Origin of the sequence: Pseudomonas shirazensis (genome assembly GCF_014268785.2) — a bacterium.
Lineage (GTDB): Bacteria > Pseudomonadota > Gammaproteobacteria > Pseudomonadales > Pseudomonadaceae > Aquipseudomonas > Aquipseudomonas shirazensis.
Window position 1 is genome coordinate 1014600 of the sequence record NZ_JABWRD020000002.1, and the last position, 16203, is coordinate 1030802.

17 protein-coding genes are annotated in these 16203 nt (G+C 66.3%); all 17 read left to right on the forward strand.

The features are described from left to right. Genes HU736_RS15865 through HU736_RS15945 form a run of 17 tightly spaced genes read left to right on the forward strand, consistent with a single transcriptional unit; the run spans position 1 to position 16187 of the window. On the forward strand, positions 1-255 hold the full coding sequence (locus tag HU736_RS15865) for an acyl carrier protein (protein ID WP_101315566.1): 255 nt from the start codon (positions 1-3) through the stop codon (positions 253-255). After that, positions 252-797 carry a COG4648 family protein gene (locus HU736_RS15870; protein WP_186701234.1) on the forward strand — a complete coding sequence of 182 codons (546 nt, stop codon included), beginning with the start codon at positions 252-254 and terminating at the stop codon, positions 795-797. The genes HU736_RS15865 and HU736_RS15870 overlap by 4 nt, the downstream gene beginning before the upstream one ends. Further along, entirely contained in the window at positions 794-2473 is a 1680-nt protein-coding gene (locus tag HU736_RS15875; RefSeq protein WP_186701235.1) for an ApeI family dehydratase, read from the forward strand. Before HU736_RS15870 ends, HU736_RS15875 begins: the two co-directional genes overlap by 4 nt. Next, on the forward strand, positions 2466-3200 hold the full coding sequence (locus tag HU736_RS15880) for a glycosyltransferase family 2 protein (protein WP_186701236.1): 735 nt from the start codon (positions 2466-2468) through the stop codon (positions 3198-3200). The genes HU736_RS15875 and HU736_RS15880 overlap by 8 nt, the downstream gene beginning before the upstream one ends. Next, entirely contained in the window at positions 3197-4135 is a 939-nt protein-coding gene (locus HU736_RS15885) for a lysophospholipid acyltransferase family protein (RefSeq protein ID WP_186701237.1), read from the forward strand. Before HU736_RS15880 ends, HU736_RS15885 begins: the two co-directional genes overlap by 4 nt. Further along, positions 4122-5660, forward strand: a complete 1539-nt coding sequence (locus tag HU736_RS15890; protein WP_186701238.1) for an HAL/PAL/TAL family ammonia-lyase — start codon at positions 4122-4124, stop codon at positions 5658-5660. The genes HU736_RS15885 and HU736_RS15890 overlap by 14 nt, the downstream gene beginning before the upstream one ends. Then, entirely contained in the window at positions 5653-6078 is a 426-nt protein-coding gene (locus HU736_RS15895) for an acyl-CoA thioesterase (RefSeq protein ID WP_186701239.1), read from the forward strand. Before HU736_RS15890 ends, HU736_RS15895 begins: the two co-directional genes overlap by 8 nt. Next, entirely contained in the window at positions 6075-6674 is a 600-nt protein-coding gene (locus tag HU736_RS15900) for an outer membrane lipoprotein carrier protein LolA (RefSeq protein ID WP_186701240.1), read from the forward strand. Before HU736_RS15895 ends, HU736_RS15900 begins: the two co-directional genes overlap by 4 nt. Beyond that, positions 6625-8985, forward strand: coding sequence for an MMPL family transporter (locus HU736_RS15905; RefSeq protein ID WP_437180462.1), 2361 nt, complete (start codon positions 6625-6627; stop codon positions 8983-8985). The genes HU736_RS15900 and HU736_RS15905 overlap by 50 nt, the downstream gene beginning before the upstream one ends. Beyond that, complete coding sequence (locus HU736_RS15910) at positions 8982-10139, forward strand: sodium:proton antiporter (RefSeq protein WP_186701242.1); 1158 nt, start codon at positions 8982-8984, stop codon at positions 10137-10139. The genes HU736_RS15905 and HU736_RS15910 overlap by 4 nt, the downstream gene beginning before the upstream one ends. Next, a complete protein-coding gene (locus HU736_RS15915; RefSeq protein WP_186701243.1) occupies positions 10126-11373 on the forward strand; it encodes an NAD(P)/FAD-dependent oxidoreductase in 1248 nt (415 codons plus the stop codon). The genes HU736_RS15910 and HU736_RS15915 overlap by 14 nt, the downstream gene beginning before the upstream one ends. Next, positions 11370-12101, forward strand: coding sequence for a class I SAM-dependent methyltransferase (locus HU736_RS15920; protein ID WP_186701244.1), 732 nt, complete (start codon positions 11370-11372; stop codon positions 12099-12101). Before HU736_RS15915 ends, HU736_RS15920 begins: the two co-directional genes overlap by 4 nt. Further along, positions 12098-12583, forward strand: coding sequence for a hypothetical protein (locus HU736_RS15925; RefSeq protein WP_103435707.1), 486 nt, complete (start codon positions 12098-12100; stop codon positions 12581-12583). Before HU736_RS15920 ends, HU736_RS15925 begins: the two co-directional genes overlap by 4 nt. Next, positions 12580-13773, forward strand: coding sequence for a beta-ketoacyl-[acyl-carrier-protein] synthase family protein (locus HU736_RS15930; protein WP_186701245.1), 1194 nt, complete (start codon positions 12580-12582; stop codon positions 13771-13773). The genes HU736_RS15925 and HU736_RS15930 overlap by 4 nt, the downstream gene beginning before the upstream one ends. After that, on the forward strand, positions 13770-14240 hold the full coding sequence (locus tag HU736_RS15935; protein ID WP_103435705.1) for a hotdog family protein: 471 nt from the start codon (positions 13770-13772) through the stop codon (positions 14238-14240). Before HU736_RS15930 ends, HU736_RS15935 begins: the two co-directional genes overlap by 4 nt. After that, positions 14233-14961, forward strand: a complete 729-nt coding sequence (gene fabG, locus HU736_RS15940; protein ID WP_101315537.1) for a 3-oxoacyl-ACP reductase FabG — start codon at positions 14233-14235, stop codon at positions 14959-14961. Before HU736_RS15935 ends, fabG begins: the two co-directional genes overlap by 8 nt. Then, entirely contained in the window at positions 14961-16187 is a 1227-nt protein-coding gene (locus tag HU736_RS15945; RefSeq protein ID WP_101315535.1) for a beta-ketoacyl-ACP synthase, read from the forward strand. The genes fabG and HU736_RS15945 overlap by 1 nt, the downstream gene beginning before the upstream one ends. Positions 16188-16203: the final 16 nt, after the last annotated feature.

Here is a 16203-nt window from a genome sequence, read left to right on the forward strand (position 1 = left end):
ATGCAAACCCGCGAAGACATCTTCAATATTTTGCGCGATGCGCTGGTCGAGCTGTTCGAGCTGGAGCCAGAGCGCGTAACCCTGGACGCCAACCTGTATCAGGACCTGGAAATCGACAGCATCGATGCGATCGACTTGATCGACCACATCAAGCGCCAGACCGGCAAGAAAATCGCCGCCGAAGAGTTCAAGGCCGTGCGCACCGTCAATGATGTGGTCGAAGCGGTGTTCCGCCTGGTCAACCCGGCCGCATGAAACGCCTGATCGGCCTCGGTCTGGTCGTGGCTGGGGTGCTGTACCCGTTTGCCGTGCATTTCGGCCTGGCGCACTTTGCCCCGAGGCAGTTCGCCCTGCTGCTGGGTGGTCTGTGGCTGGCCCGCGTCTTGAGCGCGCCGCGCCGCCCGGCCAGCCTGTGCATGGCCGCGCTGGCGTTGGCCTTCTGCGCCCTGCTCGGGCTGAGCGACAGTGCCCAACTGCTGCGCTGGTACCCGGTGCTGATCAGCACCTTCATGCTCGGTCTGTTCGGCTCCAGCCTGCTCCACGGCATGCCCATAGCCGAGCGCCTGGCACGCCTGCAAGAGCCTGACTTGCCAGCCCGCGCGGTGCAGTACACCCGCCGGGTGACGCAGGTGTGGTGCCTGTTCTTTCTGCTTAACGGGCTGATCGCAGCGGGCCTGACCCTGTGGGCGCCACTGAGCTGGTGGACCCTGTACAACGGCCTGATCGCCTATATCGCGATGGGCCTGCTGTTCGCTGGCGAATGGCTGACAAGACAACGTGTGCGAGGACGCCCATGAACTGGATCAATCTTCACCACCTGCTGCGCCCGCTGGATGCGCCGCGCCAGGTGACCCAGGCGCCAGCACTGGACCACGCCGAGCTGTGCACCCAGGCCTTGCGCCTCGCCGGTGGCCTGCAGCAGCGCGGCGTGCAGCGCCTGGCGGTGCACCTGGAAGACGCCGCCGAGCTGGCGATCGCCCTGCTCGGCGCCTGGCGCGCTGGCGTCACCGTGTTGCTGCCAGCCGACCTGCAAGCCGCCACGCGGGCCCGCTGGAGCGAGCAGGTCGACCTGTGGCTCAGCGACCAGGCCGGCGATCGTTCATTGCTCAGCCTGCTCGATGAGCCACTGCCGGCAGCCGACCTCGACCCGCACACCTGCTCGATCAGCCTGTGCACCTCCGGCTCCAGCGGCGAGCCCAAGCGCATCGACAAGCAGCTGAGCCAACTGGCCAATGAAGTCAGCGCGCTGCAGGCACTGTGGGGCGCCAGCCTGGGCGATGCCTGGATCATTGGCAGCGTCGCCACCCAGCACATCTATGGCCTGCTGTTCCGCGTGCTCTGGCCACTGTGCGCGGGGCGCGGCTTCGAGCGCCGCCAACTGCCGTTCCCCGAAGACCTGCAACGGGCCAGCCGCGAGCATGCAGACTTCGCCTGGGTGGCCAGCCCAGCCCTGCTCAAACGCATGGGTGACAACCTCGACTGGCCAGCGCTGAGCCACGTGCGCCGGGTATTCACCTCCGGCGGCGCCCTGCCCGCCGAAGCAGGCCAGCGCCTGCAACAGTTGCTCGGCCAATGGCCGACCGAGATCTTCGGCAGCTCTGAAACGGGCGGTATCGCCTGGCGTCAGGGCGACACCCTGTGGCAGCCCTTTGCCGAGGTGCAACTGAGCCAGGACGCGCACGGCGCCCTGCGCATTGCCTCACCCTACCTGCCCGTCGGGCATGTCGAACAAACGGCCGATGCGGTCGAGTTCAGCACCGACGGCCGCCTGCGCCTGCTCGGCCGGCTCGACCGGATCGTCAAGCTGGAAGAAAAACGCGTGTCGCTGCCCCTGCTCGAACAAGCGCTGTGCAGCCATGCCTGGGTCAGCGAAGCGCGGCTGGGCATGCTCGAACAGGGCCGCGCCTACCTCGGCGCCTTGCTGGTGTTGTCGGCCAGCGGCCGGCACGCCCTGCGCAATCAGGGCCGACGCGCGTTGATCGAAGGCCTGCGACGGCACTTGGCCGATCACTGCGAAGCGGTCGCCCTGCCGCGGCGCTGGCGACTGCTGCGCCAGCTGCCGTTGACCAGCCAGGGCAAGCTGCCCGAGGCCCAGGTGCAGGCGCTGCTGCAAGCCCCACGCAGCATGCAGCCAGAGCTGCTCGAACAGCGCCAGGAGCAGGACCAGCACCTGCTCACACTGCACGTGCCGCTGGACCTGGCCTGCTTCAGCGGGCACTTCCCGAAAACGCCGGTGCTGCCCGGTGTGGTGCAGGTCGACTGGGCGATTGCCCTGGCCAGCGCACTCCTGCCGGGCGAGCGCCGCTTTGCCGGCATGGAAGTGCTCAAATTCCAGCAACTGGTGCGCCCCGGTGACGAAGTGCTGCTGAGCCTGCGCTGGGACAGCGAGCGTGGCAAACTTTACTTCGCCTACACCTGCGCCGGGCAGGCCTGCTCCAGCGGCCGCATTCTGATGGAGACGGTCGATGCATAAGCCTTGCGCAGTGATCCCGGTATACAACCACGAGCACGCGCTGCCGGCAGTAGTCAGCGACCTGCAGCGCGCCAGGCTGCCCTGCGTGCTGGTTGACGACGCCAGCAGCCCCGCCTGCGCCTCAGTGCTGGCACAGCTGGCCACTCAAACGGACATCTATCTGGTCAGCCTGAGCGTCAACCAGGGCAAGGGCGGCGCGGTGATGGCCGGCCTGCGCGAAGCGGCGCGGCTGGGTTTCACTCATGCGCTGCAAGTAGACGCCGACGGCCAGCATGACCTGGGCGACATCGGCCGTTTTCTTGAGCTTTCGCAGAATGATCCACAGGCGCTGGTATGTGGTTATCCGCAATACGACGCCAGCGTGCCCAAGGGCCGTCTGTATGCGCGCTACCTGACCCATGTATGGGTGTGGATCAACAGCCTGTCGCTGCAGATTCCCGATTCCATGTGCGGTTTTCGCGTCTACCCGCTGCCTGCCACGCTGGCCCTGATCGACAGCGTCAAGCTTGGCCGGCGAATGGATTTCGACCCGGAGATCCTGGTGCGCCTGGCCTGGCGCAACCAGCCGATGCGCTGGCTGCCAACCCGCGTGCACTACCCACAGGACGGCCTGTCGCACTTTCGCCTGGTGCACGACAACGCGCTGATCTCGAAAATGCACGCCAAGCTGTTCTTCGGCATGCTGCTGCGCGCACCGCTGATCGTCTGGCGCAGGTGGCGCGCATGACTACTCCTTCGCGGCACTGGGCACAGCATCAGGAGCGCGGCAGTTTCTGGCTGATGAAGCTGACCGCAACACTGGTACGGCTGCTTGGCCGGCGCGTGCTGAGCCCGCTGATCCACGTCATCGTCGGCTACTTCTTCCTGTTCGGCCGCCGCGCCCGGCGCAGTGCCTGGCAATACCAGCAACGGCTCAGCGCATGCAACGGCGGACAGACACCGGCGCCGAGCCAGTGGCAGGTGTTCCGCCAGTTCATGGCGTTCGCCGACGCCCTGCTGGACAAGCTCGATGTATGGAACGGCCGCCTGCGCCTGGAAGACATCGAAATCGACGACCCCGCGCAACTGCGCACGCAATTGCGCGGCGAGCGCGGGCAGATGCTGGTGGGCGCCCACCTGGGCAACCTTGAAGTGTGCCGGGCGCTGGCCGAACTGGGCGAGCAGGTGACCATGAACGTGCTTGTGCACACCCGCCACGCCGAGCGCTTCAACCGCCTGCTGGGCGAGGCCGGCGCGACCAATCTGCGCCTGATTCAGGTCAGCGAATTGGACCCGGTAGTGATGCTGCAGTTGTCCGAACGGCTCGAGCGCGGCGAATGGCTGGCGATTGCCGGTGATCGGGTACCGCTGCATGGCGCGCGCACCGTCGAGGTGGATTTCCTCGGCCACCGCGCCGCATTCCCGCAGGGGCCGTGGCTGCTGGCAGGGATCCTTGGCTGCCCGCTCAACCTGCTGTTCTGCCTCAAGCTGCAAGGCCGCTACCGAGTCACTCTCGAACCCTTCGCCGAGCGCGTGCAATGGCGCCGCGGCCAGCGCGACCAAGTGATTGCCGAATGGACCGCGCGCTATGCGCAACGCCTGGCGCACTACTGCAGCCAAGCGCCGCTGCAGTGGTTCAACTTCTACCCTTTCTGGAAGACCGACGACGATGCATCCGCATGAGCCTGTAACTTTCGGTGAGTCGCACCTGGCCATCGAAGCTGTTGTAGCCCTGGCCGAACGCCGGGTCAGCGCCCACTTGCAGGACGACGCCGCCTACCGCGAACGCATCGCTCGTGGCGCGCGCTTTCTCGACACCCTGCTGAGCAAGGAAGGGGTGATCTACGGCGTCACTACCGGTTACGGCGATTCCTGCGTGGTGGCCGTGCCGCTGGAGCATGTCGAGGCGCTGCCGCAGCACCTGTACACCTTCCATGGCTGCGGCCTGGGCCGCCTGCTCGAAGCACCGGCGGTGCGCGCCGTGCTGGCGGCCCGCCTGCGCTCGCTGAGCCACGGCGTGTCGGGGGTGCGCCTGGAGTTGCTGGAGCGCCTGCGCGCATTTCTCGAACACGACATCCTGCCGCTGATCCCGGAAGAAGGTTCGGTCGGCGCCAGCGGCGACCTGACGCCGCTGTCGTACGTCGCCGCGACCCTGTCCGGCGAGCGCGAGGTCAGCTACCAGGGCCAGCGCCGCAGCAGTGCCGACGTGCACCGCGAGCTGGGCTGGCAGCCCTTGGTGCTGCGCCCCAAAGAGGCCCTGGCATTGATGAACGGCACTGCGGTGATGACCGGCCTGGCCTGCCTGGCCTTCTCCCGCGCCGACTACCTGCTGCAACTGGCCACGCGCATCACCGCCCTCAACGTGATCGCCCTGCAGGGCAACCCGGAGCACTTCGACGAGCGCCTGTTCGCCGCCAAGCCGCACCCCGGCCAGACGCAAGTCGCCGCCTGGTTGCGCCAGGACCTGGCCATCGACGCCCCGCTGCCACCGCTGCACCGCCTGCAGGACCGTTACTCGCTACGCTGCGCCCCACATGTGCTGGGCGTGCTGGCCGACAGCCTGGGCTGGCTGCGCGGTTTTATCGAAACCGAACTGAACAGCGCCAACGACAACCCGATCATCGACGGCGACGCCGAGCGCGTACTGCATGGCGGGCACTTCTATGGCGGCCATATCGCCTTTGCCATGGACAGCCTGAAAACCTTGGTGGCGAACGTTGCCGACCTGCTCGACCGCCAGCTCGCCTTGCTGGTCGACACCCGTTACAACCACGGCCTGCCAAGCAACCTGTCGGGCGCCCCGGCCGAGCGGGCGATGATCAACCATGGCTTCAAGGCCGTGCAGATCGGCGCCAGCGCCTGGACCGCCGAAGCGCTCAAGCTGACCATGCCGGCCAGCGTGTTCTCGCGTTCCACCGAATGCCACAACCAGGACAAGGTGAGCATGGGCACCATCGCTGCGCGCGATGCCCTGCGCGTGCTGGAGCTGACCGAGCAGGTTGCCGCTGCGACCCTGCTGGCGGCGAATCAGGGCGTGTGGCTGCGTGCCCGCCAGGCAGAGAGCCATGCACTGCCGCCAGCACTGGCGCAGATGCACGAAGCCCTGCTCGACGAGTTCGTCCCGGTGATCGAAGACCGCGCGCTGGAAGCCGACCTGCGCCACTGCCTGCTGCGCATCGGCCAACGCCACTGGAGGCTGCATGCGTAGTGCGGGAGTGATCCACGTCGACACTGAACTGCTGGTGCCGTTTTTCGACGTCGACAGCATGCATGTGGTCTGGCACGGCCATTACGTCAAATACCTGGAAGTGGCCCGCTGCGCGCTGCTCGACCAGCTCGGCCACAACTACGTGCAGATGCAGGCGAGCGGTTTTGCCTGGCCGGTGATCGACCTGCAGCTGCGTTATATCCGCGGCGCCACCTTTGGCCAGCGCTTGACCGTGCGCGCGAGCCTGGTCGAGTGGGAAAACCGCTTGAAGATTCATTACCTGATCAGCGACGCCGAAACCGGCGAGCGGATGACCCGCGCGAGCACGGTGCAGGTCGCGGTGCACATCGACAGCGGCGAAATGCAGCTGGCCTCGCCGCAGGTCATGCTCGACGCCGTGCAGAGGGTTTTGCCATGAAGCGCCTGTGCGCATTGTTCACCCTTGCCCTGAGCCTGCTCAGCCCGCTGGCGCAAGCATTCAGCCTTGATGACCTGCAGCGCCAGCTCAGCGCGCCGGCGGTGGTCAAAGGCCCGTTCATTCAGGAAAAGCACCTGCGCGCCCTGCCCCAGCCGTTGCTGAGCAAGGGCCAGTTCGTACTGGCCCGCGAGCATGGTTTGTTGTGGCTGTTGCAGACGCCGCTGCGCCAGGACTACCGGATCGACGCCAACGGCATTGCCCGGCGTGATCCGAGCGGCTGGCAGCGCCTGCCCAGCGCCAGTGCCGGCGCCGAGCAGAACCGGCTGTTCTTTGCCGTGCTGCAAGGCGACAGTGCCGGTCTCAAGCGCGACTTCGAACTGAGCCTGAGCGGTGATGCCACGCACTGGCAGCTGCAACTGACCCCGCGTTCGCTGCTGCTCAAACAGATCTTCACCCGCATCGACATCAGCGGCGGGCAGTTCGTCGAACAGATTCAGCTCAGTGAAACCCAGGGCGACAGCACGCTGCTGCGAATGACCGACAGCCATGGCGCTGCCGCCCTCAGCGACACGGAGCGCAGCGATTTTGTCGATTGAACGCTGGTTGCCGCGCGGCTTTCTCGCCCTGCTGCTGGTGATGCTGGCCATCGCCGGCTGGCAATGGCAGCGCGGCGCGCCGTTGTCGGCCGACCTGATGGCGCTGGTGCCGGGCGCCACCGAAGACGCCCTGGTCAAGCGCGCCGAACTGCGCGTGCAAGAGCCACTGAACCGCGAGGTACTGGTGCTGGTTGGCCACGCCGAACGCCCCCAAGCGCTAGCCCTGGCCGAGCAACTGGCCGGCCAATGGCAGGCCAGCGGACTATTCGAGCACGTGCAGTGGAGCCTGCAGACAGACCTCGGCGCGGTCCGCGAGCAATTGCTCGCCGGCCGCGTGGCGATGCTCTCGGCAGCTGACCGCACGCAGCTGCGCGAACGGCCTGCGGCATTCATCGAGCAGCGCATGCAGAGCCTGTTCGACCCGTTTGCCGGGTTCAGCCTGGTGCCTGCCCAGGACGACTGGCTGGGCTTGACCGGGCGTATTCAGAACAGCCAGCCGAAACCTGTCAATATCGAACTGGACACGGCCAGTGGCGCCTTGATCGCGCAGGCCGATGGCCGCCAGTGGGTGCTGCTGCGGGCGCGCACCCTGGGCACTGCCTTCGACATGAAGCTACCGCTGCTGGTGGCCGAGCTGCTGGCTGACGCCCGCCGCCAGGCCGAGCCGCAAGGCGCCCAGTTGCTGGCCGCCAGTGGCCTGCTGTACGCGGCCGCCGGCCAGCAACAGGCCAGCCGCGAAATCACCTGGGTCGGCGGTGGCGCGACGCTGAGCATTCTGTTGTTGCTGCTGCTGGCATTTCGTCGCTGGCGGGCCCTGCTGGCGTTCGTGCCGGTGCTGACCGGCATGCTGTTCGGCTCGGTGGTGTGCGTGGCGCTGTTCGGCCACATGCACGTGATGACTCTGGTACTCGGTTCGAGCCTGATCGGCGTAGCGGTGGATTACCCGCTGCATTACTTGTCGAAGAGCTGGAGCCTCAAGCCATGGCGCAGTTGGCCGGCGGTACGCCTGACCCTGCCGGGGCTGAGCCTGAGCCTGGCGACCAGCTGCATCGGTTATCTGGCGCTGGCGTTCACGCCGTTTCCGGCCCTGACCCAGATTGCCGCGTTCTCGGCCGCCGGCTTGATCGGCGCCTACCTGTGCGCGGTGTGCCTGCTGCCGGCATTGCTGGGCCAGGTCGAGCTGAAGCCGGCGCAGTGGCCGCTACGCATCGCGCAAGCCCTCACCAACTGGCGCGAGCGGCTGTTGCGCAGAGTGCCCAGCGCAGTGCTGCTGGTGCTGGTGCTGCTGTTTTGCGCCGCTGGGCTGTGGCAGCTGGACACGCGTAACGACATCCGCCAATGGGTGGCGAGCCCGCCGCAACTGCAAGAGCAAGCCCAGGCAGTCGCACGCATCACCGGCTACCAGCCAACCAGTCAGTTCTACCTGGTGCGCGGGGCCGACCCAGAGCAACTGTTCCAGCGCCTGCAGGCGCTGTCGGCCAAGCTCGACGAGCTGCGTGACCTAGGCAAGCTCAAGGGTTATCTGAGCCTCTCGCAGATCGTCGCCAGCCCTGAGCAGCAGGCGCAAACCCGGCAGGCGTTGGCCCACCTGAGCGACTACTGGCAGCCGCTGGTTGAACTCGGTGTGCCGCAAGCCGGCCTGCAAACGCAGCTGCAACAGCTGCAAACGTTGCCGCCCCTGAGCGTCGAAGAGGCCCTCGCCGGTCCGCTTGCTGAAGCCTGGCGACCGCTCTGGCTTGGCCAGGACGCCACCGGCGTCGCCGCCATCGTCAGTCTGCAAGGCTTGAGCGATGCCAGCCTGCTGCGCTTGCAGACCGACGGCCTGGATGGCGTGCAACTGGTCGACCGGCTCGGCGAACTCAATCAACTGTTCGCCGCCACCCAGATCAGCGCCGCCGAGCTCAAGCTGCTGTCCTGCGCACTGATCCTGGTGCTGCTGGCAGCCCCGTTCGGCCTGCGCGGTTCGCTGCGCATTGTCGCCCTGCCGCTGCTGGCAGCGTTATGCAGCCTGGCCAGCCTCGGTTGGCTGGGGCAGCCGCTGACACTGTTCAGCCTGTTTGGCCTGCTGCTGGTCACGGCCATCAGCGTCGACTACGCCATCCTCATGCACGAGCGTATCGGCGGGGCTGCGGTGAGCTTGCTCGGCACCTTGCTGGCGGCTCTGACCACCTGGCTGTCGTTCGGCCTGCTGGCGCTGTCGCAGACGCCTGCGGTGAGCAACTTCGGCATGGCCGTCAGCCTCGGGTTGATCTTCAGTTTCCTGCTGGCGCCGTGGGCAGCGGCACGCGAGACGCCGGCGGTGCAGCCATGAGCATCGTCCTGTTCTGGCTCATGACCCTGGCCCTGTTTGCCGTGGCCAGCGCATTCGGCAAACGCCTGGGGCTAATCCCTATCGTCAGCCAGCTGCTGTTGGCCGCGCTGGTGCTGCCGCTGCTGATGCTGTTGTGGGTACAACCGCACTGGCAGCTTGACGGGGCCCAGCTGATTGCCCCGAGCTGGCTGAAGACCCTCTACGGCTGCAGCTTTGCCTTGTTGCTGGGGCACATTCTCGCTGACGTCGCGCACCTGCGCCTCGACCCGCAAGCATTGAAGATCGCCCTGCCCAGCTTCGCCGTGCCGTTTGCCTGCGGCCTGGCCTGCGCGCTGTGGCTGCTTGAACTGAGCGGGGTCAGCGCCCTGGCCATGGGCCTGGTGTTCGCCATCACCGCAATCCCAGTGCTGTACCTGTACCTGCGCGCCATCGACTACCCGCCAGCCGCTAGCCAGCGCCTGCTGCAGGCCGCGATCGTCATCGACCTGGCCTGCTGGCTGCTGCTCGGCATGGGCCAGGGCAGCCTGCAACCAAGCAGCCTGGCCCTGCCGGCGCTGGCGGCACTGACGCCGTTGGTGCTGCGAGGGCTGGGCCTGCGCGCGCCACGTCTGTACGGCCTGGTGTTTCTGCTACTGCTGTTTGCCGCCGAGCACTACCGGCTCAACGCGCTGATCTTCGGCGTTGGCTACCTGGCCTGCTTGCGCGTGCTTGGCCTGCAGCTACGCCTGCCGCTGCCAGAGGCCAGCAACCGCCGCCTGCAACAAGGCCTGGCCGTGCCCCTGATCCTCACCTACGGCGTGGTCCAGATCGACCTGCAGCATGCCTTCGCAGGCTTCGACGCCAGCCAGCTGCTGGCGCTGCTGGTGCTGCCGATCCTGAGCAAGCTGCTCGGCAACTGGCTCGGTTTGAGCTGGGCGGCCGCCTCGTTCGCCGGCGCCAGCAAGTGGCGCGAGAGCCTGCTGCTGAACATCCGCGGCCTCAGCGAAATCGTTTTTCTCAATCTGTTGCTGACCCAGCAACTGATCAGCCCGGCGTTGTACTTCGCGCTGATGCTGATGAGCCTGATCGCCACCCTCATGCCTGCCTTCGCCGGCCTGCATCGCATCCCGCAGACTTCCCTCACGCCGCCAAGGAGGCCACATGCCGAACTGTGAACTGCAACACCACCAGGTCGTGGTCATTGGCGCTGGCCCCTCGGGCGCCATCGCTGCCGCGTTGCTCAAGCGCCGCGGCCACGACGTGCTGATCATCGAGCGTCAGCGCTTCCCGCGCTTCTCCATTGGCGAAAGCCTGTTGTCGCACTGTATCGACTTCGTCGAAGAAGCCGGCATGCTCGAAGCGCTCGAAGCGGCGGGTTTCCAGTACAAGGACGGCGCCGCCTTTGCCTGGGGTGATGAGTACAGTGCGTTTGATTTCGGCGAAACCTTCAGCCAGGGCCGGCGGAGTACCTTCCAGGTCCAACGGGCGCGGTTCGACAAGCTGCTGGCCGACCAGGCCGAGGCCCAGGGCGTGGAAATCCGCTACGAGCACGAGATCATCAGCGCCGACATGAGCGCAGCGCAGCCACGCCTGCGCGCACGCCGGCCAGACGCCAGCGAATACGAAGTGCAGGCAGACTTCGTCCTCGATGCCAGCGGCTATGGCCGCGTGTTGCCGCGCCTGCTCGACCTGGAAGCACCGTCGAATTTCCCGGTGCGCCAGGCGGTATTCACCCACATCGAAGACCGCATCGATCTGCCCGGCTTCGACCGCAACAAGATCCTTATCACCACCCACCCGGAACACCGCGACATCTGGTTCTGGACCATCCCGTTCAGCGACGGTCGCGCTTCGCTGGGTGTCGTCGCGGCCGCCGAGCGCTTTGCTGCAGCGCCGACCGATCTGGACGCCTGCCTGCAGCACTTCGTGGCGCAGACGCCAAGCCTGGCCAAGGTCTTGGCCAACGCCGTGTGGGACACCCCGGCGCGGACCATCGGCGGCTACTCGGCCAACGTCAAAACCCTGCATGGCAACGGCTTTGCCCTGCTCGGCAACGCCGCAGAGTTTCTCGACCCGGTATTTTCGTCCGGAGTCACCATCGCCATGCGCTCGGCCAGCATGGCTGCCGCCCTGCTCGACCGCCAGCTGCGCGGCGAAGCGGTTGACTGGCAGCTGGAGTTTGCCGCGCCGCTCAAACGTGGGGTGGATACCTTCCGCGCCTATGTCGAGGGTTGGTATGACGGCAGCTTCCAGGACGTGATCTATCACCCCGGCAGCTCGCCGCAGATTCGCGCCATGATCAGCTCGATTCTGGCTGGCTACGCCTGGGATGAGCGCAACCCGTTCGTGGCTGAACCACGGCGTCGGCTGGCCACGCTGGCGGCGCTTTGCGCGAGGGGCCAGGCATGAGCCAGCCTCCGTTCCTCAGCGCCAGCTATGTCGAAGAAACTCGCTTTGGTTTCTGGTTCCTGCGCAGCCACACCTGGCAGCATCATGTACTACGGGTGGCGATCGACGACCTGCGCCAGTTGTTCGACAGCCCGCTGCCAGCGGCGCCGGTGCTGCTCGATGCCGGCTGCGGCCAGGGCAAATCGTTCAAGCATCTGCAGCGAGTATTTGCGCCCGGCCGATTGATCGGTATCGATGCCGACCCGCACAGCCTGCAACTAAGCGGCGCCGAAGCTGCGCGCCAGGGCCTTACGGTCGAGCTGCTGGGCAGCGACTGCGCCCAGCTGCAACTGGCAGACGCCAGCGTCGATATCGTCTTCTGCCATCAGACCTTCCACCATCTGGTGGAACAGGAGCAGGCCCTCGCCGAGTTCTGGCGGGTGCTCAAGCCCGGTGGTTATCTGCTGTTCGCCGAATCCACCGAAGCCTATATCGACACCTGGGTGATCCGCTGGCTGTTCCGCCACCCAATGCATGTACAGAAGAGTGCCGAGGGTTATCTGCAGATGCTGCGCGAACAGGGCTTTGCCTTCACGGCGCGCAATGTCTCCTACCCGTACCTGTGGTGGAGCCGCGCCAAGGACTTCGGCCTGCTCGAACGGCTGCGCCTGCGCAAGCCGCCCGCGCCAGGCCAGCGCGAAGAAACCCTGGTCAATGTGGTCGCCCGCAAGCCGCTGGTGCAGCCATGAGGGCGCTGCTGCTGGCGACGCTGTGCCTGGTGCTGGCCGCCTGCAGCAGCCGCGCGCCGCTGCCCGCGCAGATGCCGCAGTTGCAGTTGCCCCAGCAGTTGCACGTGCAGCGCGAGCAGGCCGGCGAGCGCCAGGACTGGATGCTCGTGGTGCAGGCCGAGAACGGCCAACTGCGCTGGTCGCTACTCGATCTGCTGGGTATTCCCCAGGCACGCCAGTTGTTCGATGGTCAACACTGGCAGGCCGACGGCCTGTTGCCACCCAATCCGCCGGCACGCGAGCTGTTTGCCGCGCTGCTGTTTGCTCTGACCCCCTCCGAGCAACTGGCGCAGCTCTACCCGGATGCCCGCGAACAAGGCCAGCAGCGCTGGTTGGGCGAGCGCTGGCAGGTCAGCTATCGGCAGCCGGGCGCTTTTGACTTGAAACTGGCCCACGGCCTGCGTTATCTAGTCGACCCCCTACCCAGCGAGCGCCTGCCATGACCGCCTACCTGAATGCCCTGGGCCTGACCTGCGCCCTCGGCCGTGGCCAGGCTGAGGTCGCCGCACGCCTGTTTGCCGGTGACTGTTCGGGCATGCAGGCCCAACCTGGGTGGATCCCGGAGCGCTGTCCGACCGTCGGCGCGGTGCAAGGTGAGCTGCCGGCGGTACCGCTGCCAACGCAGCACAGCCGCAACAATCAATTGCTGTACAGCGCCGCTATGCAGATCGAGCCGGCAATCCGCCAGGCCATCGCCCGGTTCGGCGCGCAGCGTATCGCGGTGGTGCTCGGCACCAGCACCTCGGGGATTGCCGAGGGCAGCGCAGCCATCGCCCAGCAGCGCCAGAGCGGGCAGTTTCCGCCGGACTATCGCTACGACCAGCAAGCCCTCAGCGCGCCGGCAGAGTTCCTTGCCGACTGGCTGCAACTGAGCGGCCCGGCCTATGTGATTTCCACCGCCTGCACCTCCAGCGGGCGGGCCTTGCTCAGCGCCCGGCGCCTGCTCGACCTGGGCGTCTGCGATGCGGTGCTGTGCGGTGGCGTCGACAGCCTCTGTGACCTGACCCTGAACGGCTTCAACTCCCTTGAGGCGATCAGCCAGGCACGCTGCAATCCGTTCTCGCAAAACCGTGACGGGATCAATATCGGCGAAGCGGCTGCGCTGTTTTTGATGACCGCAGAGCGCAATACCGATGGCCCTTCACTGGCCCTGCTCGGCGCTGGCGCCAGCAGCGATGCCTACCATATTTCAGCGCCTGACCCGAGCGGCGCCGGCGCGCGGCAAACTATGGCCCTGGCCTTGAACAACGCCGGCCTCGAGCCCGAACAGATCGACTACCTGAACCTGCACGGCACCGCCACCGAGCACAACGACGCCATGGAAAGCCTGGCGGTGCACGGCCTGTTCGGCGCGCAGCTGGCCTGCTCGTCGACCAAACCGATGACCGGCCACACCCTAGGCGCCGCCGGCGCGCTGGAAGCCGCCTTGTGCTGGCTGAGCCTGAGTGAGCATAACCCGCACGGCCAGTTGCCACCGCAGGTCTGGGACGGCCAGGCCGACCCGCGCCTGCCTGCCCTTAACCTGGTCGACGGCACGCAGCGGATGCATGCGGCGCGGCCACGCCGGATAATGAGCAACTCGTTCGCCTTCGGCGGCAACAACGTCAGCCTGATTGTTGGAGACACCCCATGATTGCCTTGCCTCTGGCCGAACTGCTGCCGCATGCCGGCGACATGATTCTGATCGATCAGGTCGACAGCTGCGACGACGAGCAGATCCACACCCGCAGCACAGTGCGCCCTGGCGGCCTTTTCAACCGCGCCGACGGCAGCCTGCCGGCCTGGCTCGGCCTGGAGCTGATGGCTCAGAGCGTTGCCGCCTATGCCGGTTGCCGCGCCCGTCGCGATGGCCTGCCGGTGGAGCTGGGGTTTCTCCTCGGCACGCGCAACTACCAATGTGATGTCGAACACTTCCCTGCCGGCGCCGAGCTGCACATCCACGCCCTACGCTCGCTGGAAGACGACAACGGCATGGGTGTGTTCGAGTGTCACCTGCGCGGTCCGGGGCTGCATGCCAGCGCCCGCCTGAATGTCTATCGCCCGCCGCAGGTCGCTGGTTACCTGACCGAAGCGGCCCCTGAGGAACCTTGCCATGACTGATACCATCCTGGTCACCGGGTCGAGCCGCGGCATCGGCCGAGCGATCGCCCTGCGCCTGGCGCGAGCAGGTTATGACCTGGTGCTGCATTGCCGCAGTGGCCGTGCCGAAGCCGATGGCGTTGCCGGCGAAATCCACGCCATGGGTCAACAGGCCCGGGTGCTGCAGTTCGACGTAGCCGACCGCGAAGCCTGCCGGGCCATCCTCGAACAGGATGTGGAGACCCACGGCGCCTACTATGGCGTGGTCTGCAACGCCGGCCTGACCCGCGATGGCGCCTTCCCGGCTCTGACCGACGCTGACTGGGACCAGGTCCTGCGGACCAACCTGGACGGGTTCTACAACGTTCTGCATCCGCTGAGCATGCCCATGATCCGCCGTCGCAAACCGGGCCGGATCGTCTGCATCACCTCGGTTTCGGGGTTGATCGGCAACCGCGGCCAGGTCAACTACAGTGCCTCCAAGGCCGGCGTGATCGGCGCGGCCAAGGCGCTGGCGATCGAGCTGGGCAAACGTCAGATCACCGTCAACTGCGTGGCCCCAGGGCTGATCGACACCGCCATGCTCGATGAGCACGTGCCGGTCGACGAGCTGATGAAGATGATTCCTGCCGGACGCATGGGCACGCCCGAGGAAGTCGCCGGCGTGGTCAATTTCCTGATGTCGGCGGAAGCCGCCTACATCACCCGCCAGGTGCTGGCGGTCAACGGAGGGTTGTGCTGATGCGTCGCGTAGTCGTAACCGGCATGGCCGGCATCACCTCCCTGGGCAGCGACTGGGCAACCATCGCCGGCCACTTCGCCAACCAGCGCAGCGGTATCCGGCGCATGGCTGAATGGGATCGCTTCAGCGAGTTGAACACGCGTCTTGCTGGCCCGATCGACGATTTCAAGGTGCCCGGGCACTGGACCCGCAAGCAGTTGCGCAGTATGGGCCGGGTATCGCGCCTGGCCGTGGCTGCGGCCGAGCAGGCACTGGCCGATGCCGGCCTGCTCGATGATCCAATCATCCGCGACGGCCGCATGGGCGTGGCCTGCGGCTCGTCGACCGGCAGCACCGACGAGATCAAGGCATTTGGCAACATGCTGCTCAACTCGGTAGCCGATGGTCTCAACGCCAACTCCTACGTGCGCATGATGCCGCACACCACTGCTGCCAATATCAGCATCTTTTTCGGCCTGACCGGGCGCCTGATCCCCACCTCCAGCGCCTGCACCAGCGGCAGTCAGGGCATCGGTTATGCCTATGAAGCGATCAAGTTCGGGCGCTTGCCGATGATGCTCGCCGGCGGCGCCGAAGAGCTCTGTCCGACCGAGGCGATGGTGTTCGATGCGTTGTACGCCACCAGCCTGAAAAACGACACCCCGCAGCTGAGCCCACGTCCTTACGACAATGGTCGCGACGGCCTGGTGATCGGCGAAGGCGGCGGCATGCTGGTGCTCGAAGAGCTCGAGCATGCTCTGGCCCGCGGTGCGCGCATCCACGCCGAGATCGTCGGCTTTGGTAGCAATGCCGATGGCCAGCACACCACCCGCCCCGAGCAGAGCACGATGCGCCGGGCCATGGAGCTGGCCCTGGAGGACGCTGCTCTGGCGCCAGAGGCCATCGGCTACGTCAACGGCCACGGTACCGCTACCGAACAGGGCGACATTGCCGAAACACTGGCCACCAGCAGCCTGTTTGGCCCGCACATGCCGATCAGTTCGCAGAAGAGTTTTCTCGGCCACACCCTCGGCGCCTGCGGCGCGCTGGAGTCGTGGTTCAGCATCGAGATGATGAACAGCGACCTGTATGCGCACACCCTCAACCTGGATGAAATCGACCCCCGCTGCGGCGAGCTGGACTACCTGCGCGGCGAGTTTCGCAGGATGAGCAACCAGCATGTGATGAACAACAACTTCGCTTTCGGCGGCGTCAATACTTCGTTGATATTCCGCCGCTGGCCCTGAACACACCCCGATCGAG